Here is a 26,524-nt window from a genome sequence, read left to right on the forward strand (position 1 = left end):
TTGGCGCTGTATCCCCGTTCCATATTGATCGTTTGGTCCGGGCGCGATGAGTACTATCGCGTGCAGATCCCTCAAAAGGCAACGGCCAAGCTGTGTTGCCGCATCATCACGCGGCGTGTAGACTGCGAGGCATTGCGTGGAGTGCGCAGGAGCCGCGGCCAATGGTTGCCGGTGTATCGTCCAGTGGCGTTTATGGCGTGCCGCTCCTGCGGCCCGGCCAGCAGGCGCGTGACCGGAGCCCGGACGGCCAGAAGGACATTGGCCAAAACACCGCCGGCCTGTCCGGCACGCTGACCGACGATCAGCAGCGGCAGGTCCAGGAACTCAAGCGCATCGACGCCAACGTCCGCCAGCACGAGGCGGCGCATCAGGCCGCTGGCGGCCCCCACGCGGGTGGCGCCTCCTTCACCTTCACCCGCGGGCCGGACGGCAAGAATTATGCGACCGCCGGCGAAGTCCAGGTGGACGCCGGTGCGGAGAGCGATCCCGAAGCCACCGTCCGCAAAATGGACACGGTCAAGGCGGCGGCCTTGGCACCTTCCGACCCCTCTGCCCAGGACCTCCGCGTCGCCCAGCAGGCCGATGCCACCAAGATGCAGGCGCAGCAGGAGTTGCGGCGGAAAGGTTCGGGGCCGGGCTCACGGAGCGGCGGTTCGTCCGATGGGCAGGATGGCTCAGAGGGCGGCGCGACGCCAAGCGACACCGCCGCGCCGGCGCTGGCGGCGCGCGGTGCGGCGGCTTACGCGTCGGCTTATGGAATCGGCCAGCGGACCGGCACCGCCGGCATCATGGTCTGACGCCGGACGGTCCGGTTCCGAGTCTCAGCGGCGGACGGGAGACTCGCCGTCAAGGGTCAGCAGCGGGCCGTACAACTCCGGCCGGCGGTCGCGGAAGATGCCCCAGGACGCGCGCTGGGCGGCGATGCGGTCGAGGTCGAAGCTGGCGGTCAGGACCGCCTCGCTCTCCCGGTCGGCCTGCGCGACCAGTTCCCCGGTCGGCCCGGCGATGAAGGAGGAGCCATAGAAAGTGATCCCGCAGGTCTCACCCTCTTCCCGGCCGATGCGGTTGGAGGCTACCAGCGGCATCAGGTTGGCTCCGGCGTGGCCCTGCATGACCCGCGTCCAGTGGGCTTGGCTGTCCAGCGAACCATCCTGCGGCTCGGATCCGATGGCGGTGGGGTAGAACAGGATCTCCGCCCCCTTCAGCGCCATGGCGCGGGCCGATTCCGGGAACCACTGGTCCCAGCAGATCGCGCAGCCGATGGCGGCGTAGCGGGTTTCGTAGACCTGGAAGCCGGTGTCGCCGGGGTTGAAGTAGTATTTCTCCTGATAGCCGGGACCGTCCGGGATGTGGGACTTGCGGTAGACGCCAAGGACCGTGCCGTCCGCGTCGATCATCGCCAGGGAATTGTAATAGGCGTTCCTCGCCCGCTCGAAGAAGCTGGTGGGGATGACCACGGACAGTTCGCGGGCGAGCGCGCTCATCCGCGCGATCACCGGATGATCCTCGACCGGGTGGGCGAGCGCGAACAGGTCCTGCTTCTGGTCCTTGCAGAAATAGGGCGTCTCGAACAGTTCCTGGGGCAGGATGATCTGGGCGCCGCGCGCCGCCGCGTCGCGCACGAGGCGTTCGACGCCGTTCACATTGGCGTCGCGGTCCCAACCGCAGGCCATCTGGGTCGCCGCGACGGTGACGGTGCGTCCGGTGGTGGGGCGCATAGGCTGATGCTCCTGTGCTCTTGCGTGGTGCTGTGCCGTGTTAACGGGCTGACGGTCGGGCGCGCAACCCATCTCCGCCCTGTCACAAACCTTTCAGATTTGTCCACGTTACCGGGCCGGACGGTTTCTTTGCCCAGCCGTTGCCGATGGTTGGTCACAGAACTCGACAGTCATACGCATAAATATGAAAAACGCACGCCAGGGATCGCGCGCTGGTTATGCGACATATTATTGCATGCACGAGAAATAAAAGTCCGCAATTGCTTTACGATTTTTCCGAGAGCAGATATGATCGGGTAAGTTGATTTCGTCCGCTGCACCGCGCCACGGCCTGACGGACGTCTGCCGAAAGATCGTCGTCATGGTTGGGCGTTTCAAGAGACAGGAACCCGTGGTCGCTGAGCCGCGCCAGGAGGATGCGGACGGACTCCCTCAATCCGGCGCGACCCTGCCGCGGGCCGTGCGGGAGGCGCACCGCGCGATCGCGCGTGCCCTGCAACTCCGCATCGCCGATCACGGCGTCAGCATAGGGCAATGGTACTTTCTTCGCGCCTTGTGGGAGGAGGACGGGCTGACCCAGCGTGAACTGAGCCAGCGGGTCGGCATGATGGAACCGACCACCGTGGCGGCACTGAACAATCTGGAGCGGTGCGATCTTGTTCAACGGGTGCGCAACCACCACGACCGGCGCAAGGTGAACATCTACCTGACGCCGAAAGGCAAGGCGCTGCGGGCCGACATACTGCCCTGCGCCGAGGAGATCGAGGAGACCGCCGCCCAGGGCGTTTCTCCGGACGAATTGGCGCTGACCGTCAGCGTGTTGCGCCGCGTGTCCGCCAACCTCGGCTGCCTGCCGCCCATCGCCGGTGACGATGATCTGGGATGACGGATGCGGCGGCGGCCCTTCTCGTCCGATTGGTCGTTCCGGTCAATCGTCCGGATCGGGCGGCGGCGGCAGGCTGGCGCCGGTCAGGTTGGCGCCGGAGAAACGCGCGTCGCGGATGTTCGCGTCGCTGAGAATGGCCCCGGTCAGATCGGCGTTGGAGAAATCGCAGCCGGCCAGATTCGCCCCACGCATGTTGGTGCGGATGCAGGAGGCCCCGGTGAAGTTGCTGCCGGTCAGGTTCGCCGCCCACAGCCGCCCGGTCGGTCGGCCGTCCGGCCCCTTGATATCGACCCAGCCGATGCCCGCCCCATCGAAGCGGGCGCCGGACAGGTTGGTGCCGCGAAGGGTCGCCCCGTCGAGGATGGCGCCGCCGAAATCGCTGCCGGTCAGGTCGGCCGCGGAGATGTCGCACATGATGAGCAGGGAATCGCGCATCTTGGCGCCGACCAGCCGCACCCCGCGCAGGTTGGCTCCGGACAGATTCACGCCATGAAGGTCGATGTGCGACAGGTCCGCCCCGCTGAGGTCGGCGCGCGACCCCATGGCGCCGTTGGTGTTGATCCAGGTGTAGTGATTGTGCAGGGCTTCCTGGATCTGAATCGAGAAATTCTCGGCGGAGCGCGCCATGTTGGCGCCCGTGGTGTCCGCCCCGGCAAGGTCCGCTCCCTCCATCTTCGCGCCCTGGAGGTCCGCGTTGCGCAGGTTGGCGCCGGCCAGCACCGCGCCGTTCAGGTTGGCGTCGCGCAGGATGGCACCCTGAAGATTGACGCCGGACAGGTTGCAGCCGCGCAGGTCGGCGCGGGCGAGGTTGCAGTTCTTCATGGTCGAGCGCATCAGCGTGGCCCCGGCCATCAGCGCGCCTTCGCAATCCGCCCCGTTCATCGACACGTCGGTCAGATCGGCGCCGGACAGGTTGGCGTTCGACATCATCGCGTCGTCCATGTCGCTTCCGGAGAGGTCGGAGCGGACGAAGTCCAGCCCCTTGCTGCCGTTCGCCCCGTTCCCGCCGTACAGCAGCGCGCCGCCGCGCAGGTCGGCTTCCTTCAGGATGGCGCGTTTCAGCTTGGCGCCGCGCATGTGGGCGCCGCGCAGATCCGCCCTGTAGAAGTTGCAGCCGGTCAGGTCGGCCTTGGTCAGGTGGGCGGCGAACAGGTCGGCATGGCTGAGATTCGCGTTGGACAGGTCGCAATGGGCCATGTTGGCCCCCGACAGCTTGCCCTGAGTCAGCTCCACCCCGGCGAGGTTCGATCCCTCCAGGTTGGTCATGGTCAGGTTGGCGCGCGTGCCGCCCGACCGGTTCTTCAGCCAACGCTCGTGCTTTTCCAGCACGGCGACCAACTCATGTGGCGTCATGACCCCGTCCGACAATCGGCCCTTCCCGGCACAGCGCAGGGTTCGGGGCGCGGTTACTCCAGCGCGTTAGCAGTGTCATAAGATAATCTGGTTTAATTGTTAACATGCTGTTCCGCAGCCGGGCGCAAGACGACGCCGGACCATCGCGGTATGGCCCTGAAACAAGGAAAAGGGGTTGGGAATGAACGGCGGACACACGGTGGCGGCCTTCGATGCCGAACTGGGGCGCCTGCACCAGATCATCGTGACCATGGGGCAACGGGTGGAAAGCCAGTTCGCCGCCGCTTTGGAGGCCATCGCGGAGCGGGACGCCGGCAAAGCCGCGCGGGTGGTTGAGGCCGACGCCGAGATCGACCGGCTGGAACTGGAGCTGGAATCCCTGAGCGTACGCTTGCTGGCCCTGCGTCAGCCGGTGGCCAAGGATCTGCGCGACATCGTATCGGCGCTCAAGATCGCCTCCAATCTGGAGCGCATGGGCGATTTCGCAAGCTCGGTGGCCAAGCGCGCGGTCACTCTGGCGGAAATCCCGGTCGAACCGCCCGTCGCGTCGCTGGCCTGGATGGGCGAGACGGTGCTCGGCATGATCCGCGACGTGGTCGCGGCCTATGACGAACAGGATGCCGAGCGGGCGATGGCCGTCCGCAACCGGGATGGGCAGGTCGATGCCGCCTACACCAGCCTGTTCCGGGAATTCCTGACCTACATGATGGAGTCGCCGGCGCAGATCACCGGCTGCACCCACCTGCTGTTCGTGGCGAAGTCCATTGAGCGGGCCGGGGACCACGCCACGAACGTGGCTGAAAACATCTGCTACATCGTTCAGGGACGGCTGCCGTCCGAGGAGCGGACCAAGGGCGATCTCAGCAGCTTCACGGTGGTGGAGAAGGAGTGAGGGCACGCAATGCGCGCCCATGACGTTGTCCGTGGCCGCCGTGGCGCTTCAGTGCTTGGGGCGCCAGCCGCTGCCGTCCGGTTCGTAACGTCGCCGGACCGCGGCCCAGGCGACCTTGTGGGCCAGACGTTCGCGTTGCAGGGCCTGACGCGCTTCTGGCGACCGGCAGGCTTGCCATGTGTGATTGAAGGCCGAACGGTAAATGTCCTGCGCGGGCGGCGGCAGGCATCGCTTCACCGATTCGGGCAGTTCGGTGTTCCTGCGGAAGGTCATCGGGCATTCCTCCGTCTTATGGTTGCTTGATTGCCTCCAGTATAGCCGCCATTCCACTGGAGCCCGTAGGGCTTTTTCCTGCGACGTTGGAGGTAGGCGGCGGCGGTGGACGGCTTAGGCCGAAGGTTTGAGGCACGAAAAAAGCCCTTCCCCAATCGGTGGGGAAGGGCTTTTCGATGAACCAAGCAGCGTTGCGAAGACCCGTACTGATGGCCTGTCTTACGGAGTGCGGCGCGCGGTGCGGTGCGCCGGGATCGGGATGGGCCGGATCGCCTGCTCTTCACGGCGGCTGGCCGACATGTCGATCTCGATGCGGGCCAGAGCCTTGCGCAGCTCGTGCACCGCTTCCGACAGCGTCTGGATCGACGCTTCGCCCGGCTGCTGGCGCCAGCCGCGGTAGGCGTTCAGGCAACCGCGCGCGGTGTCGCGCAGCCTGGCCTCGACGGCATCGACCGGCGGAGGATTGGTGCCGGCGGGGCGGCTTCCATCCGCCGCGGCGGGCTGCGGAGCGGTTTGGGCGGGGGCTCCCGTCGGCTGGACCGGGGCCGGCTGAACCGGCACCGGCTGGGCAGCCGGCTGCGGCTCCGGACGGTTGAGGCGCAGCGTCTCGGTCTGAGCGGGAGCGGACGGCTGCGGCGGAGCGGGCTGGGGAGCTGCTGCGGCCGGGGCTGCGGCCGGAGCCGCCGTTTGGGCGGCCGGAGCCGGAGCCGGAGCCGTGACCGGGGCGGCGGCGCGGCGCGCGGGCTTGGCCGGTGCCGGTGCTTCGGAAGCAGCAACCTCGGAAGCAGCAACCGGAGCGGGCGGCGGCTCCTCCGCCATGGCGTCGCCGGCCGGCGCTTCCGCGGCGTCGCCGGCGGTTCCCTCTTCGGCCGGCGCATCCTTGTCGCTGGCCGCGTCGCTGGCTGCCTCGGCCTTGCGGATGATGTAGGAAATGGCGCTCGGCGTGCATTCGAATTCACGCGCGATCGCCGACAGGGTAGCGCCGGAACGGTAACGCTCAAGAATCTGCGGCCACGCCGACTGGGGGATTCGTCCGCGCTTCTTCGGAGCCTCCGGTTCGGACCCGGTTTCTGCGTTCATTATGTCGCTCGGTTGCCAAAGTGAATTTTGAGTCATGCGTACGCTGCTTGGGCCGTATCGCGCGCCTTCTGACGCAGTGGCACGCGGGCGCGTGCACGAGCATCACGTCAGGAGCCGTTTTTGCGTGCGATGTTGTCGGTAAAGATGAATATCGGGAACTTGCTGGGAAAATGCCAGAAGAACTTTGCGCCGCATGGAAAAATTGCGCTTAGGCGGGTTGCCGGAGCCTTAGTCCGAAGGCTGGATTGCCTTGTGGCGTCGCCCGTGCGAACCGCATAGGAACATCCGCGGATAAGAATTTTAAAAACTGTATTTCACGAATCGGTCGTGCAGGAAGCGGTTGCATAGAGGTTTGAAAATCCGCGGCGGTCCGGAATGCGTTGCGGAGTGTTCTGTTGACGTGTAGCGCCCATTGCATGGTGCGCGCTGTCCGACAGGCGGAGTTTGTTCATGCCGCATTCCATCGATCGATTCCGGGCCCGGTCCGGCTTCGTCCGGCGCCAAGCTGGATTGAAGACCGGATTGACGAGTGGATCTGCGTCGCGATCGGCGGCGCCCGCCGCGTCTGCGGGGCTTGTCGCCGCCATCCTGGCTTTCTCGGCACCAGTGTTCGCGCAGGATGCGGGAAGGGACGCCGCTGTGGCCCCGGCCGCCCCGCCGCTGGCGTCCGTCCTGCCGCCCAACGCCCCCCCGACCTTCGCCGAACTCGCAGAAAAGCAGTTGGACGCCGTGGTCTTCATATCCACCACGCAGGCGCCCCCGCAGGGCGGTCCGCAAGCGGGACCGCGCGGACCGGAGATGCCCGGCTTTCCGCCCGGTTCGCCCTTCGAGGAATTTTTCCGTGAGTTCCGCGACCGCCAACGCGGCCAGCCGCAACAGCAACAGCAACAGCAACAGGCGCCGCGCCCAACGGCGGCGCTGGGCTCCGGCTTCATCATCGACCCGGCGGGCTTCGTCGTCACCAACAGCCATGTGGTGTCCGAGGCAGCGGAGATTTCCGTCACCATGCACGACGGCACGAAGCTGCCCGCGAAGCTCGTCGGCGTGGACGGGCCGACCGACCTTGCCGTTTTGAAGGTGGACAGCAAGAAGCCGCTGGTCGCCGCCCCCTGGGGTGACAGCGAGGCGTTGCGGGTCGGCGACTGGGTGGTCGCCATCGGCAACCCCTTCGGCCTCGGCGGGTCGGTGACGGCGGGCATCCTGTCCGCGCGGCAGCGCGACATCCAACAGGGGCCGTACGACGACTATCTGCAGACCGACGCATCGATCAACCGGGGCAATTCCGGCGGGCCGCTCTACAACCTCAACGGCGAGGTGATCGGAATCAACACGGCCATCTATTCGCCGACCGGCGGGTCGGTGGGCATCGGCTTCGCCATCCCGTCCTCCGTCGCGCGTCCGGTCATCGAGCAATTGCGCGACCATGGGCAGGTGCGCCGCGGCTGGCTGGGCGTGCAGGTGCAGAGCGTGACTCCGGACATCGCCGAGAGCCTCGGCATGCAGGAGCCGGCGGGCGCCCTGGTGACCAGCGTGTCGCCGGAGGGCCCGGCGGGGAAAGGCGGCGTCCGCCAGGGCGACGTCATCACCCGTTTCAACGGCGAGTCCATCGAACAGATGCGCGAGTTGCCGCGCGTCGTCGCCGCGACCAAGATCGGGTCTTCCGTGCCGCTGGAACTGGTGCGCGAGGGCAGGGCGGAGACTCTGACCGTGACGGTGGGCGAACTGGAATCGAAGGAGCAGGTCGCGCTGTCCGGGTCGAGCGGAGCGCCGCCCCCGGAAACCACGGTCGACAGCAAGCAGGTCCTCGGCCTGACCCTGTCGCAACTGACCCCCGGTCTGCGCGACAGCTTCTCCATCAATCCCGACGTCGAGGGGGTGGTGGTGACCGAGGTCGGCGATGCCAGCGCCGCCAGCGAGCGCGGGATCGAGGCCGGCGACGTCATCGTGGAGGCCGGGCAGGAGCCGGTGAAGACGCCGGAGGATCTGAACCGTCTGGTCGACGACGCGCGCAGCCAGGGGCGCAAGACCGTGCTGATGCTGCTCAGCCGCGACGGCGACCTCCGCTACGTGCCGATGCCGATCGAAGACCGCAAGGGCTGAGGGCGGCCAGAGGCTGCCCCCAAGGGCCGTCCCAACCTTTTCCTCTACCGTTTGCCGGGCGGCGGGAGTAATTTGCCCGCCACTTGGCGAATGGGATTAATCCAGTGAGCGTAGATTCCGAGGGCCGTCCGCCCGTGCGGCTGTCGGTCGTGGTTCCGGTCTTCAACGAAGCCGAAAACGTCCTTCCCCTTCTCGAAGAGATCGAGCGCGCGCTGTCGCCGGCCGACGTGCTGGGCCGCGCCTTCGAGGTGATCTATGTGGACGATGGGTCCAGCGACGACACGCTGACGCGCCTCGCGCCCGTGGTCGCCGCCGGCCGTCTGCGGCTGGTCCGCCATGTCCGCCGGTCCGGCCAGAGCGCGGCCGTGCGCACCGGGGTGAAGGCGGCGCGCGGGGAGTGGATCGCCACCCTCGACGGCGACGGCCAGAACGATCCCGCCGACATCCCCGCCCTGTTCGCTCTGGCCGCCAAGGGCGGTCCGGATGCGCCGGTCCTGGTCGGCGGTCTGCGCAAGAAGCGGCAGGACACGCTGTCCAAGCGTCTGGCTTCGCGCTTCGCGAACGCTGTGCGGCAGTCCTTTCTCCAGGACGGCTGCACCGACAGCGGTTGCGGGCTGAAGCTGTTCCGCCGGGACGCCTTTCTCGATCTACCCTTCTTCGGGGCGATGCACCGCTTCCTGCCCGCCCTCTTCCGGTCGCACGGCCATCCGGTGGCCTATGTGCCGGTCAACCACCGCCCGCGGGAACGCGGCGTGTCCAAGTACACCAACTGGCGCCGCGGGCTGATCGGCGTGGTCGATCTGCTGGGCGTCTATTGGCTGAAGCGGCGCACCGCGTTGTCGCCAGCGGTCGAAGACCGCTGAACCCTCCTCCGTCCGGACCGGTTGCCGCCCGATGCTCGAACGCGCCATCGCCTGGTACCAGAGTCAAAGCACCGCCGACCTGATCTGGGTCGGCGTCGGCTTTTTTGCGCAAGCGCTCTTCATGATGCGCTTCGTCGTGCAGTGGATCGCCAGCGAGCGCGCCCGGCGCAGCATCGTGCCCGACCTCTTCTGGTACTTCTCCATCGGTGGTGGGGTTCTTCTGTTGGCCTATTCGATCCAGCGGGGTGATCCGGTGTTCATGTTCGGGCAAGGGCTGGGCCTCATCATCTATTTCCGAAACCTCTATTTCGTCTGGAGCAATCGCCGGAGCGGCGGGGCGGACGGCAACGCGGCGGGCACGCCGTGAGCGCGGTGCCGAACGCCTCGGGCAGCCGACTTCCGGTCCTGGCCTATCTGGCCCTGGCGGTGATCAGCGTCCTGCTGTTCCTGCCCGGCTTCTTCGATCTGCCGCCCTTCGACCGGGACGAGGCGCGCTTCGCCCAGGCGTCCCACCAGATGCTGGAAAGCGGCGACTATGTGGACATCCGCTTCCAGGACGAAGCGCGCCACAAGAAGCCGGTGGGCATCTACTGGCTGCAGACCGCGGCGACGCGGCTGGTCGACGGACCAAGCGGGATGCCGAAGGAAATCTGGACCTTCCGCATTCCATCCCTGATCGGGGCGGTGCTGGCGGTGCTGGCGACGGCCTGGACCGGGACGCGGATGTTCGGCGGGACGGTCGGGTTCCTCGCCGGGCTGATGTTGGCCTCCTGCGTCGTGCTGGGCGTCGAGGCGCGCATGGCGAAGACCGACGCGGTGCTGCTCTCCACCATCGTGATCGGGCAGGCGGCGCTGGCCAGCCTCTATCTGAACCGCCATGCGGAGCGGTCCGGGTGGGCGGCGCCTCTCGCCTTCTGGATCGCCGCGGGGATCGGCATCCTCATCAAGGGACCCATCGTCCTTCTGGTGTCCGGCACCACGGCGCTGGTGCTGGCGGTGCTGGACCGCCGGGCCGGCTGGCTGAAGCGGCTGCGCCCGCTGGTCGGGCTCGCCATCGTGGTCGCCATCGCAGCACCCTGGCTGATCGCCATCACCCTGAAGACCAAGGGCGCCTTCTTCGCCGAGTCGGTCGGCCACGACATGATGGGCAAGGTGGTCAGCGGGCAGGAGGCGAAGGGCCTGCCGCCCGGCTACTACCTGGGCACCTTCTGGGTGACCTTCGCGCCTTGGTCCTTCCTGGCGCTTCTGGCCGTTCCCTGGGCGTGGCGCCACCGCAAGGGCACCGGGCCGGTGGCGGACGCCGTGCGCTTCTGCATCGCCTGGATCGTCCCGAGCTGGCTGGTCTTCGAGGCGGTGCCAACCAAGCTGCTGCACTACACGCTTCCGGTCTTCCCGGCCATTGCCATCCTGACCGCCGCGGCGGCGCGCGAGCATTTCCTGCGCCGTGCCGACGCGCCGCGATGGGCTCTGTTCTCGGTCGCCACCGCTCTCGGGGCCATCGGGTTCGGCGCTCTGACCGTCGCGGTCGCGGTGATTCCCTATCTGGTGGACGGGCGCGTCGATCCGGTGGCGATCGCCACGCTGCCGGTGGTCCTGGTGCTGTACGCGCTGGCCGTACGCCTGTTCGCCCAGCGCCGCGAGAAGCCGGGTTTCGCGGCGGGTCTGGCGGCGGCGGCGGCGCTGTACGCGGCCACCTACGGCGCGGTTCTGCCGGGCATCGACGGTGTGTGGATCAGCCGGCAGGCCGCGCGGACGGTCGCGGCGGTGCGCCCCTGCGCCGACAGCGTGGTCGCCTCCGCCGGCTATTCCGAACCGAGCCTCGTCTTCCTGCTGGGGACCGATACGCGCCTGACCCACGGGACGGAAGCCGCCGCCCATCTGGCCGAGAATCCCTCCTGCGGGCTGGCTCTGGTGACGGACCGTGAGGAGACGGAGTTCCGCGCCGCCCTGAAGGGGGCGGAGCCGGTGCCGCTCGGCCGGTTCACCGGCTTCAACTACAACACCGGCAAGCGGCTGACCCTGACGCTCTACGGCGCGGCGCGCCCCTGAACGTACCGGAATGGGGTGTCCACCGGATGGAGGCCGCGGGCTGAGTAACCCGCCTCCTCCCTGGACATGCGCGGCCGCATCCGGCGGAATCCGTCTTCCACACGCAAAAGTATGGAAGGCCGCCGTGTCATGCTTCGAACGATGACTGTAGCGACCCTCGCGGTGCTGGCCTTTGCCGCACCCGCCGAAGCGCAGAGGCAGGAATACCCCTCCTGGGTGTATGAGGAGATGGTGCCGACCGGCCCCCACATGCGCCGCATGGAGGAGGCTCAGCCGATTCCCGGGGCACGGCCGTCCCATTGGGGCGCCATGGGCAACGGCGAGCAGTTCCGCGCCGGTTCGCGCGGCTACGGCACCGATCCGGCCCGCGCCACCCCGTCCTACTCCCGGACCAATTCGCTGACACCGCCGGTCCGCGATGCCCGCGGCGCAGCGGCGGCAGCGCGCAGGGGCGGCGGGGACAATATGCCCGGTACCCCGCGCGAGGTGACGCTCAATCCGGAATACACCTTCGAGCGGTAGCCGCGGCCTCCTCGGGCCGCCAGAGCCAGGCGGCCCCGCGGACTCCGCTCGAATCGCCGTGGACGGCCCGGCGGACCGGCGTGTCCACGCTGTCCGAGAAGGTCCAGCGGGCGATAACCGGGGGTAGGGCGGCGTAGAGGAACCCCAGGTTCGACAGTCCGCCGCCCAGCACGATCACGTCCGGGTCCAGGACATTGACGATGCCCGCCAGCCCGCGCCCCAGCCGGTCCACCAGCCGGTCAAGGGTGGCACGGGCCGTAGCGTCGCCGCGCTCCGCCAGCGCCGCGATGGTTTCCACGGACAGGTCCGCTCCGGTGGTCCGGCGGTGGTCGGCGGCAACGGCGGGGCCGGACACGAAGGTCTCCAGGCAGCCCGACTTGCCGCAATAGCAGGCCGGTCCGGGCCGCTCGTCGTCGGTGGGCCAGGGCAGGGGATTGTGCCCCCATTCGCCGCCGATGGCGTTGCGACCGCCCAGCGGGCGGCCTTCGACGACGATTCCCGCCCCGCAGCCGGTGCCGAGGATCGCCGCGAAGACCACGCCGCAACCGGCCCCGGCCCCATCCGCAGCCTCCGATACGGCCAGACAGTTGGCGTCGTTCTCGATCCGCACCGGACGCTCGAGCGCCATGGCCAGATCGCGGTCGAAGGGCTTGCCGATCAGCCAGGTAGAGTTGGCGTTCTTCACCAGCCCGGTCGCCGGGGAAATGGAGCCGGGAATGCCGATCCCAACGGTGGCGCCCGTCGATCCCGCCGCGCTCTCCAGCCGTGCGACCAGGTCGGCGATGGTCCGCACCGTCGCGTCGTAGTCGCCGCGCGGGGAGGGGACGCGGAAGCGGGCGCGCTCCCCGCCGGTTGTGTCGAGCGCGATCCCCTCCGTCTTCGTGCCGCCGAGGTCGATGCCGATGCGGATGGCCGATGGGGTGCCGTCGGTGCGCTTCATGGGAAAAGTGCCCTGATGTGTGGCCCGCGTCACAGACGGACGCCTGGGCTGTTGCAATACTGGGAAAGACCGGCAACCCGCAAGCCAAGCAACCGCCGCTTGGTGGATCGTCGCTTCCCGTCGACACCCGTGCCACAGGCTGGGACAAATGGTCTTTGCGCGGGTGATATGGGTTGACCGTCTGTCGGGATCTTGTAGAACCAGCGAAGGAGAGGGCGTGATCCGTCGGATTCCGCCCGTCAATCAGGGCCACCGGAGCCGGACCAACGATGAATCGCCAGCGCGCCGCCCATCGCATTCCTTCTTTCACCTTGCGCACCGCCGCCGTCGGCCTCGCCGTGCTGTTCGCCGGCGCCGCGCTGCCGGCCGCCGCCAAGGAGGCGGCGAAGCCGGCCGCTGAAAAGGCGGCTGCGACGAAGGCCTCCGCGAAGCCGGCCACTGCCAAGAGCACCGCGTCCAAGGCCGCCGCGACCAAGCCCGGCGCCTGCTACAGCCGCGCGGAGCACGCCGCGGAGCAGACCATCCGCATGCACACCGAGATGATGGTCGTCGGGTTGACCTGCCAGCAGGTGAACCCGGACAAGAAGCCGTTCAACCTGTACCAGGACTTCACCATCAAGAACCGTTCGCTGATCTCCAATTCGGAAGCGTCGATGATCGACCACTTCCGCAAGAAGGGCGGAGGCAACGCGACGCGGCAGTTCGACATGTTCCGCACCGAGCTGGCGAACGAGGTCAGCCGCCGCGCCGCGGTGATCGGGACCGGGCTCTATTGCGCCAACTTCGTCGACCGCTCCAAGGCGGCGATGGACCTGACGGCGGACGACATCCGCGTCCTGACCGGCGATGAAAAAAGCGCCGGCCTGATGCATTTGTCGTCAAAGCCGTTGTGCGACGTCCAGGTCGTCAGCAACCCTGACGTGAATTACGACGTTGCCCAGGCCCCGGCCTCGCGCGGCGGCAGCGCGGCGGCGCCGTCCAAGTCGACCGGCAAGGCGACGGCCAAGGCTCCGGGAAAGCCCAAGGAGCCGGCGAAGGCCCAGGTGGTCTCCGCCAAGCGCTGACCGTTCAGTATCGATGGTGATGCCGGACGCCATGGGTGTCCGGCATCATGCATCGCAGCAGTGGCACAGTTGTTGCGAAGCCCTCTTCACCACAGTGAAGAGGGCTTTTTTCATGCGATGCATTCGCTATGGTAGAAAGCAAGCGCAAAGTTCACGGAACTGACATGAATCGATATTGCAAATTCTCGGAAAATTGGTATTACCGCAGATAGAGTGCGGGTTTGCCCTCTTGCTCTGTTGAGAGCCACTGGGCTAACGTTCCGCTTACACAACAATCTTGGCCCCGCGCTCAAGAGCCCGGGTAAGCCAATTCGGGGAGTGGCACTTCACGTGACTGGTGTACGAGCGCGCTTGTCTCGCTCGCCGAAGCCTGCGCATCGCGCCGAGGCGAGGTAAGACAATGGAATACTTTCTTCAGCAGTTGATCAACGGCCTGTCGCTGGGCGCCATCTACGGCCTCATCGCGATCGGATACACGATGGTGTACGGCATCATCGGCATGATCAATTTCGCCCACGGCGAGATCTACATGATCGGCGCCTTCGTGGCCCTCATCACCTTCCTGGCCATCGGCAGCCTGGGGATCACCTGGGTTCCGCTGGCTCTTCTCGTCATGCTGGTCGCATCGATGCTGTTCACCGCCGTCTACGGATGGACGGTGGAGCGCATCGCCTATCGCCCGCTGCGCAGCTCGCCGCGTCTGGCGCCGCTGATCTCGGCGATCGGCATGTCGATCTTCCTGCAGAACTACGTCCAGATCCTGCAGGGCGCCCGCAGCAAGCCGCTGCAGCCGATCCTGCCGGGCAACCTGACCCTGATGGACGGGGCGGTGTCGGTCAGCTACGTGCGACTGGCGACGATCGTCATCACGATCGCCCTCATGTACGGCTTCACCCAGCTCATCACCCGCACCTCGCTCGGCCGCGCTCAGCGCGCGTGCGAGCAGGACAAGAAGATGGCGGGCCTGCTGGGCGTCAACGTCGACCGCGTCATCTCGCTGACCTTCGTCATGGGCGCCGCCCTGGCCGCTGTCGCGGGCATGATGGTCCTGCTGATCTATGGCGTGATCGACTTCTACATCGGCTTCCTGGCTGGCGTTAAGGCCTTCACCGCCGCGGTGCTCGGCGGCATCGGCTCGCTGCCGGGCGCGATGCTGGGCGGCGTGGTCATCGGCCTGATCGAAGCCTTTTGGTCGGGCTACATGGGCAGCGAATGGAAAGACGTGGCGACCTTCACGATTCTCGTGCTCGTCCTGATCTTCCGTCCGACCGGCCTGCTGGGCCGTCCGGAAATCGAGAAGGTGTGAGGCCATGACCGCGATTTCCATGTCTTCGCCGCGGGCCATCGCCTGGCCCGCGATCCTCAAGGAGGCGGCGATGACCGCCTTCGTCGCCCTTCTCCTGACGATTCCGCTGGTCGGCCTGCGCACGGTGGACCGTCCCACCGGCCTTGGGCTGGAAACCCGCTGGAACGAGGTGGCCGCCGCCGTCGGTCTGGTCTTCCTCGGCCGTCTCGGCCTCTGCCTGATCCGCGAGGGCCACGCGGTCACCGTCCTGGTCCTGGCCGCCGCCGCCACCGCGGCGGGCTTCTTCATCGCCATGCCGACGGAGGCCCTGCGGGTCATCCTGATCGGCGGCGGTGCGGTCATCGCGATCCGCGCCATCCTCGCCATCCGCACCGGCCGCTCCAAGCTGTCGCAGGCGGAGCGCGACAAGCGGATGGACCACATCGCGGCGCAGGTGCAGCACGCCTCCCGCTGGCTCGGTCCGATCGCCGTCGTCGTGGCGCTGGCCTTCCCGTTCACGCCGCTGGCCGACCGCCAGCTGCTGGACATCGGCATCCTGCTGCTGACCTACATCATGCTGGGCTGGGGGCTGAACATCGTGGTCGGCCTCGCCGGCCTGCTCGATCTCGGCTATGTGGCCTTCTACGCGGTGGGCGCCTACTCCTACGCGCTGCTGGCCCATTATTTCGGCTTCAGCTTCTGGGTCTGCCTGCCGCTGGCCGGCTTCCTCGCGGCGATGTCGGGCGTTCTGCTGGGCTTCCCGGTGCTGCGTCTGCGCGGCGACTATTTCGCCATCGTGACGCTGGGCTTCGGCGAGATCATCCGCATCATCCTGATCAACTGGTACCAGTTCACCGGCGGCCCCAACGGCATCTCCGGCATTCCGCGCCCGAGCTTCTTCGGCATCGCCGACTTCACGCGGACTCCGGCGGAGGGCACCGCGGCCTTCCACGAGATGTTCGGCCTGGAGTTCAGCCCGCTGCACCGAATCATCTTCCTCTATTATTTGATCCTGGTGCTGGCCCTGGTGGTGAACCTGTTCACCATGCGCGTTCGCAAGCTGCCGCTGGGCCGCGCCTGGGAAGCGCTGCGCGAGGACGACATCGCCTGCGCCTCGCTGGGCATCAACCGCACGAACATGAAGCTGGCGGCCTTCGCCATCGCGGCGATGTTCGGCGGCTTCGCCGGGTCCTTCTTCGCCACTCGCCAGGGCTTCATCAGCCCGGAAAGCTTCACCTTCATCGAATCGGCGATCATCCTCGCCATCGTGGTGCTGGGCGGCATGGGCAGCCAGATCGGCGTCGTCGTGGCGACCCTGCTGGTGATCGGCCTGCCAGAAGCCTTCCGTGAACTGGCCGACTACCGCATGCTGACGTTCGGCATGGGCATGGTGCTGATCATGCTGTGGCGTCCGCGCGGCCTGCTGGCCCACCGCGATCCGACCATCCTCCTGCACGGCCGATCCAAGGGCGGAAGCGGCGGCCCCGCCGCGGGCACCGCCGCGGCCGGCGGGCAGGGCATCGCCGGGGGGAGCGCGAAGTGATGGAAGGTACAGTGATGACGGGTCATTCCATGACCACCACGCCCCTGCTGACGGTCGAACACCTCACCATGCGCTTCGGCGGGCTGGTGGCGGTCAACGACGTCTCCTTCTCGGCCAACAACGGCGAGATCACCGCGATCATCGGCCCGAACGGCGCTGGCAAGACCACATTGTTCAACTGCATCACCGGCTTCTACACTCCCACGGTGGGCCGGCTGACGCTGCGCCATGCCGACGGGAAGGAATTCCTGCTGGAGCGGATGCCGGGCTACCGCATCTCGCAAAAGGCCAGCGTCGCCCGCACCTTCCAGAACATCCGTCTGTTCGGGGGCATGAGCGTCCTGGAGAACCTGATCGTCGCCCAGCACAACAAGCTGATCCGCGCGTCGGGCTTCTCCATCGCCGGCCTGCTCGGTCTGCCGTCCTACACCAAGACGGAGCGTGCGGCGGTCGATCTGGCCAAATACTGGCTGGACCGCGTGCGGCTGCTGGAATTTGCGGACTGGGAGGCGGGCAACCTCCCCTACGGCGCCCAGCGCCGGCTGGAGATCGCCCGCGCCATGTGCACGGAGCCGGTGATGCTCTGCCTGGACGAGCCGGCGGCGGGCCTCAACCCGCGCGAGTCGGGCGAACTGGCCGAACTGCTCACCTACATCCGCGACGAGCACAAGATCGGCGTGCTGCTGATCGAGCATGACATGAGCGTGGTGATGACCATTTCCGACCATGTCGTCGTGCTGGATTACGGGCGGAAGATCTCCGACGGCGATCCGGCCTTCGTGAAGAACGATCCGGCGGTGATCCGCGCCTATCTCGGCGAGGAAGAGGACGAGGAGTTGCCGGCGGTGGTCGCGGCCGACCTGCCGGAAGTCGCCAAGCGAGCCGAGGAGGGGGCCTGAGCCATGCTGAAGGTATCGGGCGTCCACACCTTCTACGGCGCCATCGAGGCGCTGAAGGGGGTCGACATCGAGATCGGGGCCGGCGAGATCGTCTCGCTGATCGGCGCCAACGGCGCCGGCAAGTCCACGCTTCTCATGACCATCTGCGGCAGTCCGCGCGCCCGCATGGGCCGGATCACGTTCGAGGGGCAGGACATCACGCAGATGCCCACCTACGAACTCGTCCGCCTGGGCATCGCCCAGTCGCCGGAAGGCCGCCGGATCTTCCCGCGCATGAGCGTGCTGGAGAACCTGCAGATGGGCTCCATCACCGCCAAGCCGGGCAGCTTCGCCAACGAGCTGGAGCGGGTCCTGACCCTGTTCCCGCGCCTGAAGGAGCGCATCAGCCAACGCGCCGGCACCATGTCGGGCGGCGAGCAGCAGATGCTGGCCATCGGCCGCGCGCTGATGAGCCAGCCGCGGCTGCTGCTTCTCGACGAGCCGTCGCTGGGCCTCGCCCCGCTGGTGGTGAAGCAGATCTTCCAGGCGGTGAAGGACATCAACCGCGAACAGAAGATGACCGTGTTCATGGTCGAGCAGAACGCCTTCCACGCGCTGAAGCTCGCCCACCGCGGCTACGTGATGGTCAACGGCAAGGTCACCATGTCGGGGACCGGCGCGGAACTGCTGGCGAACGAGGAAGTGCGTTCGGCCTATCTCGAGGGAGGTCACTGATGGACGGCGTTCTCGGGTCCTCTCTGCCGGTGTTCCTGGGCCTGACGGTTCTGGTGTTCGGCGGCTGCGGCGTTTTGACCGGCCAGACCCTGGCCGAAGGCTGGAAGCCGCTGTCGAGCGCCATCGCCTACTCCATCCTGCTTGGCTTGGGCGACCGGTTCCTGGTCTGGGGCCTGTTCGGCGGCCAGCTCCTGTCGGTGTATGGATTCGTGGTGCACACCCTGGTGATCGGTGCGATCACCCTGACCACCTACCGCATTTCGATGGCGCGCCGGATGGTGTCCCAGTATCCTTGGCTGTACGAGCGTTCGGGACCCTTCGGCTGGCGCGAGCGCGTCGGCGGAACGCTCGCCCAGTGATTGCGAATTCCATGGGTCCGATCAGGACCAGGACGCGGGTGAAACTGTCGCACTTGGCGATGATCGGACTATAGTGGAACCTTGTCGGCACCGGCGCCCCCAGCCCTTGGGGGACCGGTGAAAAGGCCCCGGCGGGGCCGGCGTACGACTCATAACAGGGAGCCAACGAAACTATGAACTACAAGCTTTCCCTCCTCGTTGCGGTTGCGGCGACCGCTATGACCGCCTCGGTGGCGAAGGCCGACATCGCGGTGGCGACCGCCGGCCCGATCACCGGCCAGTACGCCACCTTCGGCGAGCAGATGAAGAAGGGCATGGAGCAGGCGGTTGCCGACATCAACGCCGCCGGCGGTGTCCTGGGCCAGAAGCTGAAGCTGGAAGTGGGCGACGACGCCTGCGACCCGAAGCAGGCCGTCGCCGTGGCGAACCAGCTCGCCAAGGCGGGCGTGAAGTTCGTCGCCGGTCACTTCTGCTCGGGCTCCTCGATCCCGGCCTCGCAGGTCTACGCCGAGGAAGGCGTCCTGCAGATCTCTCCGGCCTCGACCAACCCGAAGCTGACCGAGCAGGGCCTGAAGAACGTGCTGCGCGTCTGCGGCCGTGACGATCAGCAGGGCCAGATCGCCGGCAAGTATCTGCTGGAGAACTACAAGGGCAAGAACGTCGCGATCCTTCACGACAAGTCGGCCTACGGTAAGGGTCTCGCCGACGAGACGCAGAAGGCGCTGAACGCCGGCGGCCAGAAGGAGAAGATCTACGAAGCCTACACGGCGGGTGAGAAGGACTACTCGGCTCTGGTCTCCAAGCTGAAGCAGGAAGCCGTCGACGTCGTCTATGTCGGTGGCTACCACACCGAGGCCGGCCTGCTGGCGCGCCAGATGAAGGATCAGGGCCTGAACGCCCCGATCGTGTCGGGCGACGCGCTGGTGACGAACGAGTATTGGGCGATCACCGGTCCGGCCGGCGAGAACACCATGATGACCTTCGGCCCGGATCCGCGCGAGATGCCGGAAGCCAAGGAAGCCGTGGAGAAGTTCCGCAAGGCCGGTTACGAGCCGGAGGGCTACACCCTCTACACCTACGCTGCCCTGCAGATCTGGGCTGAGGCGGCCAAGCAGGCCAACTCGACCGAATCGGCGAAGATCGCCGATGTTCTGCGCAAGAACAGCTACAACACGGTGATCGGCAAGATCGGCTTCGACGCCAAGGGTGACGTGACCTCTCCGGCCTACGTCTGGTACCGCTGGAACAACGGCCAGTACGCCCAGGTCAAGTAATCCGGGGTCAAGTAATCCGGGGTCAAGAAACCCGGTCGTTCGATCCGGTTTCCTCAGGGAAACGAAGACGTGCGAAGGGCCGGCGGGAATCCGCCGGGCCTTTTGCATGGCTTGGTGGCCGGGACTTTGGTCAGAACGTGGCCGGTTGCGCCGGCATGGCGGGCGCCCCCCGGGGGCGGGGGGGGGGGGGCGCCAGGGCGGGGGAGCGCTCCGCCAGAAGCCTCTCCGAGGTGCGCATCACATCCCGCCAGAAGGCGGCGGCGCGCAGGTTGTTCGCAGCCGTGAGCTCGACGAGGCGGACGCGGCTGATGCGGATGGCGGACTCGCCCAGTTCTTCCACGAGGCGGGTCGCGAACAGGAGCACGTCGTGATCGATTTTCATGACGGCATCAACACGCCGGATCGACGGTTTGTTCCGCAGGTGCGAAGACGGTTGTTGCAGCACCGCTACATCCCGGCTGCGGTGTGCGTGAGGCTCGCAGCGGGCACTCGCCAACCGGGGGCGGTTTGGTGTTTGAATGGTCTGCCGTACCCGCAGGGTTGGCGGGTTTGACGTTTTGGGTTTTGGAGATTGGATATGCGCAGAAAGCGCGAAGTCGTCGAAGGCCAGATGTTCCGCAAGTTGGGTCCCGGCGGTGGCGTCTGGCAGGTGATCGCCATCCGCAAGGATGGGCTGGGCACCCAGCATGCGCAGCTGCAGCGGTCCGACGATCACAAGACCCTGAAAACCTTGGCGGTTTCTACCCTGCTTGACCCCACCCAGTTCGAAACGGTCGCCGAACCGCAGGATTGACCCGAGCGCCGCTACCGGTTCCGTCCGCATTTCATCATGTGGCTGAAGCGCTGTTCCCTGCCGACGGCGGGTTGCGCACGTATGTCCGGTTGTTGGTCCTAGGCGCAAATCCACCCCGAAAGTTATGGGTTGCGCCCAAAGGTGTTAGGAAGAATTCGCCAAGCGAATGCTTTGAACTCGAAGGAATATGAAGAGCGAGACGAACGTTCGAGTAATGCAGAAATGCAACATCTCTGTGCATCTTATCACAGGGCACTTGTGGCGGTGGGTGGTTGCTGATATTTCGGAGTCATGACGTTTCAACCGCCGACGGAATGCGGCGGGCTCGCCCGATGAAGGCGGGTGTCGTCAGACACCCCGCCGTTCGAACGGTTGGCTTCGACAGCCCCGGCAACGCCGTCTACAAAGGAAAGAAGAAAATGACTCTGCGTGGGATTCTGCTCGGGACGGCGCTCGCGGCGATGCTGCCGACCGCCGCCATGGCCGCGACCGAGGGCTTCTACGTCGGCGCCGGCGCCGGCGTGAACTGGACTCGCGACGCCGATCTGCGTTTCGAGAACACCCCGACGGACGCCAGCACCAGCTTCAAGCTGGGCGGCATCGGCGACATCTCCGCCGGCTACGCCACGGCCGCCGGCCCCCGCGCCGAGCTGGAGTTCGCCTGGCGCTGGCGCAACGCGATCGACAGCACCGACAGCTCCAACGCGGCGGTGAACGGTCTCGGTGGCAAGGCCAGCTCGCTCGCCTTCATGGGCAACGTGCTGTACGACATCAACACCGGCACCGCCTTCACGCCCTACATCGGCGTCGGCGCCGGTATCGCCCAGGTCCGTCTGGATCTCGGCGGCTTCGATGACCGCGACTGGGTGTTCGCCTACCAGGGCATCGCCGGCGTGTCCTACGCCCTGACCCAGAATCTGGCGCTGACGCTGGACTACCGTTACTTCGCCACGCTCGACCCGAAGTTCGACCTGGGCGGCCCGGCCGGCCTCGCCAGCTCCACCGTGAAGGGCGAGTACCAGAACCACACCATCATGGCCGGCCTGCGCTACACCTTCGGCGCTCCGGCGGCGGCCCCGGCGGCGGCCCCCGTCGCTCCGGCGGCTCCGGTGCAGGCGCAGCCGCAGTCGGAGTATCTGGTGTTCTTCGACTGGGACAAGGCCAACATCACCGCGGCGTCCGACAAGATCATCGGCGATGCCGCCGCCTCCGCCGGTCAGGTGCGGGCGGTCAGCATCCATGTGGTCGGCCACACCGACACCTCGGGATCGCCGGCCTACAACCAGCGGCTCTCGCTGCGCCGCGCCGACGCGGTCAAGAACGCGCTGGTCGGCAAGGGCGTTGCCGCCAACCAGATCACCGTCGAGGGCAAGGGCGAGACCCAGCTTCTGGTGAACACCGGTGCGAACGTCCGCGAGCCTTCGAACCGCCGCGCGCAGATCCTCATCCGCGTGCAGTGATCCGGCCGGCCGCCGGCCCCCTTCGCGGGGCCGGTCGGCGCGATCAGGACCGAGAGAAGGGCGCCGCCTCCGCGGCGCCTTTTTCGCATCTGCGGCAGAAGCACGCGCGGCATTGCGGAATCATGCATCAATTGTGGCATGAAACCTCCTGTCGGCGTATGAGGTTCATACCGGAAGCCGCACTTTGGTTTGAGACGACCAAGTCCGGCCCGGTCCCAGCGGACCCTGTCCCATTGGGTCATCCCCTCCAGCCGCCTTCGCCGAAGCAGGGTTGTCATGCAGGTATTGATCGCCGACGATCACTCCATCGTTCGCAGTGGCCTGACCCATCTGGTCGGGGAGTTGGACGAACAGGCCAGCGTGGCGGCGGCGACCAGCTTCGGCCAGTTGACACAGCTGCTGGACCAGGGACCCTACGACCTCGTCATCATGGATCTGCGCATGCCCGGCCTCGGTGGGCTGGACGATGTGGAAGCGGTGGTGAAGCGGGTGGCGCCGGTGCCGGTCGTCGTCTTCTCGATGATCGACTCGCCGGACGAGATGCGCGCCGTGCTGTCGCGCGGGGTGCGGGCCTTCATCCCGAAATCCACCGACGACGTGCTGGTCGTGAACATCCTGCGTCTGGTCATGGCCGGTGGGTCCTATGTGCCCCCGGTGCTCGGCATGCCGGGGATCGCCCAGGCACCGGCCGCCGCGAAGGCGCAGGAGCCGAGCGTCTTCGACGGCATGACCCGCCGCCAGTTGGAGGTTCTGGACCTGTTGGCTCAGGGTCTGTCGAATCAGGAGATCGGGGAACGGCTCGGCCTGAACCTGTCCACCGTCAAGACCCACGTCACCGGCGTGCTGAAGGCGCTCGGGGTCGGCAGCCGGACCCAGGCGGTGCTGCTGGTCAAGGAATCAGGCCGCGACCGGCTCGTGTAGGCTGCGGACCAAGGGAACCCCCACAGCGAACACCGTTCCGCGCCCTTCGATCGAGCGAAGCTCCAGCGGATGGCCGAGCAGCTTGGCCAGCCGGTCGACGATGGCCAGCCCCAGCCCGATCCCCTCGCTGCGGTCTCGGTCGGGCCGGTCGAGCTGGACGAACTCCTCGAAAATGCGGCGGCGGTCGGCCTCGGCGATGCCGCGTCCGGTGTCGTAGACCTCGACCCACACCGTGCCGCCGCGGCGCCGGCAGCCCATCAGCACGCCGCCCTGTTCGGTGTAACGCACCGCGTTGGTCAGCAGGTTGCGCAGGATGCGTTCCAGAAGGAAAGGGTCCGTCCGCACCGACAGATACGTCGGCACGACGCGCAGCCGCAGCCCCTTGTCCTCGGCGATCCCGGTGAACTCCGCTTCGAGCTGGTCGAACAGGCCGGACAGGGAGACATCGGCGGGCTTCGGTTCGACCACGCCGGATTCCAGCTTCGAGATGTCCAGGATGGCGTTCAGCAGATCGTGCATGGACCGCTGGGCGAGTCGCAGATCCTTCACCAGCGCCAGGGCGCGGGGCTTGTCGAGCTGCCGTTCCAGCATGCCGGTGAACATATTGATGGCCTGGAGAGGCTGTTTCAGGTCGTGCCCGGCGTGGGCGAGGAAGCGCGACTTCGCCAGATGGGCCTGTTCCGCCGCCACCTTCGCCGTGTGCAGTTCGGCGGTGCGGGCGCGCACCTGGGCTTCCAACGTAACGTTGGTCTGTTCCAGCGCCTGCGTCATGCGTGTGATGTCCGCGAACTGGCGCTGCACCTGCCGGACCATCGGGCGGAAGATCACCAGAACTTCGGCGCACAGGGTCAGCAGAGTCAGGATCAGGGCGGCGAAGCCGAGATTGTGCAGGGTGGCGAAGCCGCGCTCTCCCGCCTCCTGGTAGCGCGCCACCATGTCCTCCAGCCCCGCCAGCAATGGACCGAGCGCCTGATGGGTCACGAGGTCGGCCTCGGGCATGTCGGGGGGCAGGCCGGCGGAGCCGGCGGCGATGACCGCGCGGAGCGCGGCGATGTGGCGGAGCACCAGATCGTTCAGCGGCTCCGGCCCGTCGAAATAGAGGCGCCGCACGTCCTTGCCCATGGCCGGCCCCTCGTCGGCGCCGGTCAGGCGACGGTGGGCGCTCTCGAACATGTCCGTCGCCTCGGCCAGGCGGGCGGTCAGGGCGCTCCGTTCGGCGTCGGTCGGGGCGTTGCGGAGCTGCTCCGCCAGCAGGGCGGTGCGCTGGGACAGCATGCGCTGACGACCTGAGATGTTCACCACCTCCAGCATGTCGGCGTGCTGGTCGATGACCCGCTCGGTCATGATGAATCCGGCCAACGTGCACAGCGCGATCACCCCGAGCGCCAGCCCGTAGCGAAGCGTCATCCAGCGCGCCGTGGTGTTGCCGATGGGGACCATGCCGTCCGTCCTTCCGGTGCGGACCTTGACGACGATCAAGGTCGGGTGGTGTACGAAGGATCACTGTACCGCCATCGCCGATGCTCGGCATTCGCGAATGCAGCAACGGCAGGGCGGCGGAAATGGAGGGGGAGGGCGACCATCATGGCGATCAGTCGCGCGGATCTGTTCCGGGGGCGCTTCCGGTCCGAACCGACAGCGCTCCAGGCACCCTCGGCGGCACCGCAAGCGCTGGAAGCGCGCATCGGCGCGGGCTGCCTGTCCTACACCGGGACCGACTGCCGGATGTGCGGCGACCATTGCGACCACGGCGCGATCCGCTTCCGTCCGCTGGGACGGGGACGCTGGCTGCCGCTCATCGAGGAGGGCAGCTGCACCGGCTGCGGCGACTGCGCGACCGTGTGCCCGGTCAAGGCCGTGACCATGGAGGCGGTGAGCGCCTGAGATTGCGGGCCGAATCTGGGAACGCTGCTTCTAAACCCTCTGTTGGTTAGGCGGTTTCATCCCCTGTCTGCCAACGGAGAGACACATGTGGTGGCGCAACGTAACGCTGGTCTACGCCGCGGCCTTTACGGCCATCGGCATACTGGGCTTCATTCCGACCTTCCTGAGTCCGCCTCCGGAAGGCATGACCCTCGCCGTCGAATCCTTCCACGGTTATCTGCTCGGGCTGTTTCCGGTGAACCTGCTGCACAACGTCGTGCATCTCCTGTTCGGCCTCTGGGGTTTCTTCGCTTACTTCTCCAGCCGTCTGGCCTCGCGCAGCTATCTGCGCAGCGTGGCCGTGGCCTACGCCGTGCTGACCGTTCTCGGTTTCATCCCGGGTCTGAACACGCTGTTCGGGCTGGTGCCGCTGCACGGCAACGACATCTGGCTGCACGCCGTCCTCGCCATCGTGGCCGGCTATGTCGGCTTCATGGTGCATGAGACGGAGGCTGGCACGGAGAAGCGCGCCGAGTGGCGGACGTAACGGCCCGGCGGCCCGGCCGTCAGGCCGGAACGTCTCCTTGAAAGCCGCAGGCGGCGAGCGCTGCGCGCATGTGGGGCGGAACCGGCGCCACCGCGCCAACCGCCTCGCGGGAGGGATACAGGGGCAGCGAGATGGCCCGCGACTGCAGATGAAGCGGATGCCCCTCCGGCCCGCCATATTGCGGATCGCCCAGCAGGGGGCAGCCCAGCGCCGTGGCGCAATGCACGCGAATCTGGTGCGTGCGTCCGGTGTGGGGCTTCAACTCCAGCCATGTCATGCCGTCGCCGCGGCCCAGGACCCGGTAATCGGTGACGGCGCTCTGCCCATCGTCGGCCACGACGATCCGCCAGCCGCCGGTGCGGTTGCTCACCTTCTGCAACGGCAGCTCGATGCGTCCCTGCTCCTCCGGCGGGGTGCCGGCAGCGACCGCCCAGTAGGTCTTGTCGACCTTGCCGTCCTGGAACAGCTTGCCCAGCTTGCGCAGGGCCTTCGGATGCCGTCCCAGGATCAGGCAGCCGGAGGTGTCGCGGTCCAGCCGGTGGGCGAGGCCCGGCGGCTTCGGAAAACCGAAGCGCAGGGCGTCGAAATGGCGCTCCAGATTCGGGCCACCGCCCGGTCCGGCGTGGACAGGCAGGCCGGCAGGCTTGTCGATGATGAGCATCAGCCCATCGCGGTAGAGAACGCGGGCCTGGATTTGTTCGGGTGTCATGATGCCTTAACGGACGAGTCGGTCAATCTTCGTCATCGTCATCAGGGTTGAAGGCCGCTTCGTCAACTGTCGTCAGCACGTCGGGCCGGATTGCGGCCAGTGCAAGCAGCACCGCCCGGACCGATTCCGGCGCGTGGGCATCGCCCGCGACCTGGGCCACCAACGCGTCCGTCACCGGTGGGGCGGCCGGGATGCGGCGGCGGATCGCGCGGATTTCCTTCTCGATGGCTTTGCGCTCCTCCGCCACGTCATTGGCGTAGTGCGTCTGGTAGCGCATGGAGAAATCATGCAGGCGCCGGTTCACGATGACCTCGGCGGCGAACAGGGCGCGGCGCTGCGCGTCGGCGATTTTGGCGGTTGCGTCATTGGACATGGCGAGTCCTTGAATAGCAAACACTTGCCCCCACCCTGACCCTC

General features: G+C 67.1%; 29 protein-coding genes. 20 read left to right on the top strand and 9 right to left on the bottom strand.

From position 1 onward, the window contains the following. Positions 1–161 precede the first annotated feature (161 nt). Positions 162–797 (top strand): putative metalloprotease CJM1_0395 family protein, encoded by a 636-nt coding sequence (locus H0B54_RS22480; protein ID WP_188262172.1) that lies wholly within the window; start codon positions 162–164, stop codon positions 795–797. Between the two features lie 24 nt (positions 798–821). Here H0B54_RS22480 and aguB read toward each other — a convergent pair whose 3' ends face one another. Then, positions 822–1,718 (bottom strand): N-carbamoylputrescine amidase, encoded by an 897-nt coding sequence (gene aguB / locus H0B54_RS22485; protein ID WP_094306294.1) that lies wholly within the window; start codon positions 1,716–1,718, stop codon positions 822–824. 391 nt (positions 1,719–2,109) lie between these two features. On the opposite strand from aguB, the gene H0B54_RS22490 reads away from it, so the two are divergent. Further along, positions 2,110–2,604, top strand: coding sequence for a MarR family winged helix-turn-helix transcriptional regulator (locus H0B54_RS22490; RefSeq protein WP_343069007.1), 495 nt, complete (start codon positions 2,110–2,112; stop codon positions 2,602–2,604). A 42-nt stretch (positions 2,605–2,646) separates the two neighbouring features. On the opposite strand, the gene H0B54_RS22495 is transcribed toward H0B54_RS22490, so the two are convergent. After that, entirely contained in the window at positions 2,647–3,957 is a 1,311-nt protein-coding gene (locus tag H0B54_RS22495) for a pentapeptide repeat-containing protein (protein WP_188262174.1), read from the bottom strand. Positions 3,958–4,138: 181 nt separating this feature from the next. On the opposite strand from H0B54_RS22495, the gene phoU reads away from it, so the two are divergent. After that, positions 4,139–4,849, top strand: a complete 711-nt coding sequence (phoU, locus tag H0B54_RS22500; RefSeq protein WP_188262175.1) for a phosphate signaling complex protein PhoU — start codon at positions 4,139–4,141, stop codon at positions 4,847–4,849. A 48-nt stretch (positions 4,850–4,897) separates the two neighbouring features. Here the strand turns inward: phoU and H0B54_RS22505 are convergent, their stop codons facing one another. Both H0B54_RS22505 and H0B54_RS22510 read right to left on the bottom strand, forming a co-directional pair. After that, positions 4,898–5,122, bottom strand: a complete 225-nt coding sequence (locus tag H0B54_RS22505) for a ChaB family protein (RefSeq protein WP_188262176.1) — start codon at positions 5,120–5,122, stop codon at positions 4,898–4,900. A gap of 219 nt (positions 5,123–5,341) precedes the next feature. Further along, entirely contained in the window at positions 5,342–6,202 is an 861-nt protein-coding gene (locus H0B54_RS22510) for a hypothetical protein (RefSeq protein WP_188262177.1), read from the bottom strand. A gap of 639 nt (positions 6,203–6,841) precedes the next feature. On the opposite strand from H0B54_RS22510, the gene H0B54_RS22515 reads away from it, so the two are divergent. From H0B54_RS22515 to H0B54_RS22535, 5 genes are all read left to right on the top strand, one after another. Further along, on the top strand, positions 6,842–8,302 hold the full coding sequence (locus H0B54_RS22515; RefSeq protein WP_425490078.1) for a Do family serine endopeptidase: 1,461 nt from the start codon (positions 6,842–6,844) through the stop codon (positions 8,300–8,302). A gap of 104 nt (positions 8,303–8,406) precedes the next feature. After that, positions 8,407–9,165 (top strand): glycosyltransferase family 2 protein, encoded by a 759-nt coding sequence (locus H0B54_RS22520; RefSeq protein WP_094306301.1) that lies wholly within the window; start codon positions 8,407–8,409, stop codon positions 9,163–9,165. A 31-nt stretch (positions 9,166–9,196) separates the two neighbouring features. After that, positions 9,197–9,532 (top strand): lipid-A-disaccharide synthase N-terminal domain-containing protein, encoded by a 336-nt coding sequence (locus H0B54_RS22525; protein WP_188262179.1) that lies wholly within the window; start codon positions 9,197–9,199, stop codon positions 9,530–9,532. Then, a complete protein-coding gene (locus tag H0B54_RS22530; protein ID WP_188262180.1) occupies positions 9,529–11,214 on the top strand; it encodes a glycosyltransferase family 39 protein in 1,686 nt (561 codons plus the stop codon). Before H0B54_RS22525 ends, H0B54_RS22530 begins: the two co-directional genes overlap by 4 nt. Positions 11,215–11,355: 141 nt before the next feature. After that, positions 11,356–11,736, top strand: coding sequence for a hypothetical protein (locus tag H0B54_RS22535; protein ID WP_188262181.1), 381 nt, complete (start codon positions 11,356–11,358; stop codon positions 11,734–11,736). Here the strand turns inward: H0B54_RS22535 and H0B54_RS22540 are convergent. After that, the gene (locus H0B54_RS22540; protein ID WP_188262182.1) at positions 11,708–12,676 is read right to left on the bottom strand and encodes an ROK family protein; all 969 of its coding nucleotides are present in this window, start codon (positions 12,674–12,676) and stop codon (positions 11,708–11,710) included. The two genes, H0B54_RS22535 and H0B54_RS22540, sit on opposite strands and share 29 nt — an antisense overlap. 269 nt (positions 12,677–12,945) lie before the next feature. Between H0B54_RS22540 and H0B54_RS22545 the strand changes: the two genes are divergently transcribed. From H0B54_RS22545 to H0B54_RS22575, 7 genes are all read left to right on the top strand, one after another. Beyond that, the gene (locus H0B54_RS22545) at positions 12,946–13,740 is read left to right on the top strand and encodes a hypothetical protein (protein ID WP_188262183.1); all 795 of its coding nucleotides are present in this window, start codon (positions 12,946–12,948) and stop codon (positions 13,738–13,740) included. Positions 13,741–14,140: 400 nt separating this feature from the next. Beyond that, positions 14,141–15,046: a branched-chain amino acid ABC transporter permease gene (locus H0B54_RS22550; RefSeq protein WP_014240349.1), complete on the top strand. Its 906-nt coding sequence runs from the start codon at positions 14,141–14,143 to the stop codon at positions 15,044–15,046. Positions 15,047–15,050: 4 nt separating this feature from the next. After that, positions 15,051–16,568, top strand: a complete 1,518-nt coding sequence (gene livM, locus H0B54_RS22555; RefSeq protein WP_094306307.1) for a high-affinity branched-chain amino acid ABC transporter permease LivM — start codon at positions 15,051–15,053, stop codon at positions 16,566–16,568. Positions 16,569–16,582: 14 nt separating this feature from the next. After that, the gene (locus H0B54_RS22560; protein WP_094306308.1) at positions 16,583–17,467 is read left to right on the top strand and encodes an ABC transporter ATP-binding protein; all 885 of its coding nucleotides are present in this window, start codon (positions 16,583–16,585) and stop codon (positions 17,465–17,467) included. Between the two features lie 3 nt (positions 17,468–17,470). Beyond that, entirely contained in the window at positions 17,471–18,181 is a 711-nt protein-coding gene (locus H0B54_RS22565) for an ABC transporter ATP-binding protein (protein ID WP_014240352.1), read from the top strand. Then, positions 18,181–18,540, top strand: a complete 360-nt coding sequence (locus tag H0B54_RS22570; protein ID WP_035673562.1) for a DUF6867 family protein — start codon at positions 18,181–18,183, stop codon at positions 18,538–18,540. Before H0B54_RS22565 ends, H0B54_RS22570 begins: the two co-directional genes overlap by 1 nt. A 173-nt stretch (positions 18,541–18,713) precedes the next feature. Then, the gene (locus H0B54_RS22575) at positions 18,714–19,814 is read left to right on the top strand and encodes a branched-chain amino acid ABC transporter substrate-binding protein (protein ID WP_188262184.1); all 1,101 of its coding nucleotides are present in this window, start codon (positions 18,714–18,716) and stop codon (positions 19,812–19,814) included. Positions 19,815–19,944: 130 nt separating this feature from the next. Here H0B54_RS22575 and H0B54_RS22580 read toward each other — a convergent pair whose 3' ends face one another. Then, on the bottom strand, positions 19,945–20,196 hold the full coding sequence (locus tag H0B54_RS22580; protein WP_188262185.1) for a hypothetical protein: 252 nt from the start codon (positions 20,194–20,196) through the stop codon (positions 19,945–19,947). A gap of 195 nt (positions 20,197–20,391) precedes the next feature. Between H0B54_RS22580 and H0B54_RS22585 the strand changes: the two genes are divergently transcribed. From H0B54_RS22585 to H0B54_RS22595, 3 genes are all read left to right on the top strand, one after another. Further along, complete coding sequence (locus tag H0B54_RS22585; protein WP_172428674.1) at positions 20,392–20,607, top strand: hypothetical protein; 216 nt, start codon at positions 20,392–20,394, stop codon at positions 20,605–20,607. Between the two features lie 419 nt (positions 20,608–21,026). Continuing rightward, the gene (locus H0B54_RS22590) at positions 21,027–22,067 is read left to right on the top strand and encodes an OmpA family protein (RefSeq protein WP_094306311.1); all 1,041 of its coding nucleotides are present in this window, start codon (positions 21,027–21,029) and stop codon (positions 22,065–22,067) included. A 276-nt stretch (positions 22,068–22,343) separates the two neighbouring features. Then, positions 22,344–22,988, top strand: coding sequence for a response regulator transcription factor (locus tag H0B54_RS22595; RefSeq protein WP_094306312.1), 645 nt, complete (start codon positions 22,344–22,346; stop codon positions 22,986–22,988). Here H0B54_RS22595 and H0B54_RS22600 read toward each other — a convergent pair. Next, positions 22,965–24,428: an ATP-binding protein gene (locus tag H0B54_RS22600; RefSeq protein WP_188262186.1), complete on the bottom strand. Its 1,464-nt coding sequence runs from the start codon at positions 24,426–24,428 to the stop codon at positions 22,965–22,967. The genes H0B54_RS22595 and H0B54_RS22600 overlap by 24 nt on opposite strands. A gap of 144 nt (positions 24,429–24,572) precedes the next feature. Here H0B54_RS22600 and H0B54_RS22605 point away from each other — a divergent pair, with 144 nt between their 5' ends. Together H0B54_RS22605 and H0B54_RS22610 are read left to right on the top strand one after the other, a co-directional pair. Beyond that, positions 24,573–24,872, top strand: coding sequence for a 4Fe-4S dicluster domain-containing protein (locus H0B54_RS22605; protein WP_188262187.1), 300 nt, complete (start codon positions 24,573–24,575; stop codon positions 24,870–24,872). Positions 24,873–24,957: 85 nt separating this feature from the next. Beyond that, complete coding sequence (locus H0B54_RS22610) at positions 24,958–25,398, top strand: DUF4383 domain-containing protein (protein WP_094306314.1); 441 nt, start codon at positions 24,958–24,960, stop codon at positions 25,396–25,398. A gap of 19 nt (positions 25,399–25,417) precedes the next feature. Here H0B54_RS22610 and H0B54_RS22615 read toward each other — a convergent pair whose 3' ends face one another. Together H0B54_RS22615 and H0B54_RS22620 are read right to left on the bottom strand one after the other, a co-directional pair. Further along, on the bottom strand, positions 25,418–26,107 hold the full coding sequence (locus H0B54_RS22615) for an RluA family pseudouridine synthase (protein WP_188262188.1): 690 nt from the start codon (positions 26,105–26,107) through the stop codon (positions 25,418–25,420). Positions 26,108–26,129: 22 nt separating this feature from the next. Beyond that, positions 26,130–26,480 (bottom strand): hypothetical protein, encoded by a 351-nt coding sequence (locus H0B54_RS22620; protein ID WP_094306316.1) that lies wholly within the window; start codon positions 26,478–26,480, stop codon positions 26,130–26,132. Positions 26,481–26,524 lie beyond the last annotated feature (44 nt).

Source organism: Azospirillum tabaci (assembly GCF_014596085.1).
Taxonomy (GTDB): Bacteria; Pseudomonadota; Alphaproteobacteria; order Azospirillales; family Azospirillaceae; genus Azospirillum; species Azospirillum tabaci.

Bases quoted from the DNA above. Each gene is read 5' to 3' on its own strand.
- H0B54_RS22480 (WP_188262172.1), top strand. From the start codon at position 162: ATGGTTGCCGGTGTATCGTCCAGTGGCGTTTATGGCGTGCCGCTCCTG.
- aguB (WP_094306294.1), bottom strand. From the start codon at position 1,718: ATGCGCCCCACCACCGGACGCACCGTCACCGTCGCGGCGACCCAGATG.
- H0B54_RS22495 (WP_188262174.1), bottom strand. From the start codon at position 3,957: ATGACGCCACATGAGTTGGTCGCCGTGCTGGAAAAGCACGAGCGTTGG.
- phoU (WP_188262175.1), top strand. From the start codon at position 4,139: ATGAACGGCGGACACACGGTGGCGGCCTTCGATGCCGAACTGGGGCGC.
- H0B54_RS22505 (WP_188262176.1), bottom strand. From the start codon at position 5,122: ATGACCTTCCGCAGGAACACCGAACTGCCCGAATCGGTGAAGCGATGC.
- H0B54_RS22510 (WP_188262177.1), bottom strand. From the start codon at position 6,202: ATGAACGCAGAAACCGGGTCCGAACCGGAGGCTCCGAAGAAGCGCGGA.
- H0B54_RS22525 (WP_188262179.1), top strand. From the start codon at position 9,197: ATGCTCGAACGCGCCATCGCCTGGTACCAGAGTCAAAGCACCGCCGAC.
- H0B54_RS22535 (WP_188262181.1), top strand. From the start codon at position 11,356: ATGACTGTAGCGACCCTCGCGGTGCTGGCCTTTGCCGCACCCGCCGAA.
- H0B54_RS22540 (WP_188262182.1), bottom strand. From the start codon at position 12,676: ATGAAGCGCACCGACGGCACCCCATCGGCCATCCGCATCGGCATCGAC.
- H0B54_RS22545 (WP_188262183.1), top strand. From the start codon at position 12,946: ATGAATCGCCAGCGCGCCGCCCATCGCATTCCTTCTTTCACCTTGCGC.
- H0B54_RS22550 (WP_014240349.1), top strand. From the start codon at position 14,141: ATGGAATACTTTCTTCAGCAGTTGATCAACGGCCTGTCGCTGGGCGCC.
- livM (WP_094306307.1), top strand. From the start codon at position 15,051: ATGACCGCGATTTCCATGTCTTCGCCGCGGGCCATCGCCTGGCCCGCG.
- H0B54_RS22560 (WP_094306308.1), top strand. From the start codon at position 16,583: ATGACGGGTCATTCCATGACCACCACGCCCCTGCTGACGGTCGAACAC.
- H0B54_RS22565 (WP_014240352.1), top strand. From the start codon at position 17,471: ATGCTGAAGGTATCGGGCGTCCACACCTTCTACGGCGCCATCGAGGCG.
- H0B54_RS22570 (WP_035673562.1), top strand. From the start codon at position 18,181: ATGGACGGCGTTCTCGGGTCCTCTCTGCCGGTGTTCCTGGGCCTGACG.
- H0B54_RS22575 (WP_188262184.1), top strand. From the start codon at position 18,714: ATGAACTACAAGCTTTCCCTCCTCGTTGCGGTTGCGGCGACCGCTATG.
- H0B54_RS22580 (WP_188262185.1), bottom strand. From the start codon at position 20,196: ATGAAAATCGATCACGACGTGCTCCTGTTCGCGACCCGCCTCGTGGAA.
- H0B54_RS22585 (WP_172428674.1), top strand. From the start codon at position 20,392: ATGCGCAGAAAGCGCGAAGTCGTCGAAGGCCAGATGTTCCGCAAGTTG.
- H0B54_RS22590 (WP_094306311.1), top strand. From the start codon at position 21,027: ATGACTCTGCGTGGGATTCTGCTCGGGACGGCGCTCGCGGCGATGCTG.
- H0B54_RS22595 (WP_094306312.1), top strand. From the start codon at position 22,344: ATGCAGGTATTGATCGCCGACGATCACTCCATCGTTCGCAGTGGCCTG.
- H0B54_RS22600 (WP_188262186.1), bottom strand. From the start codon at position 24,428: ATGGTCCCCATCGGCAACACCACGGCGCGCTGGATGACGCTTCGCTAC.
- H0B54_RS22605 (WP_188262187.1), top strand. From the start codon at position 24,573: ATGGCGATCAGTCGCGCGGATCTGTTCCGGGGGCGCTTCCGGTCCGAA.
- H0B54_RS22610 (WP_094306314.1), top strand. From the start codon at position 24,958: ATGTGGTGGCGCAACGTAACGCTGGTCTACGCCGCGGCCTTTACGGCC.
- H0B54_RS22615 (WP_188262188.1), bottom strand. From the start codon at position 26,107: ATGACACCCGAACAAATCCAGGCCCGCGTTCTCTACCGCGATGGGCTG.
- H0B54_RS22620 (WP_094306316.1), bottom strand. From the start codon at position 26,480: ATGTCCAATGACGCAACCGCCAAAATCGCCGACGCGCAGCGCCGCGCC.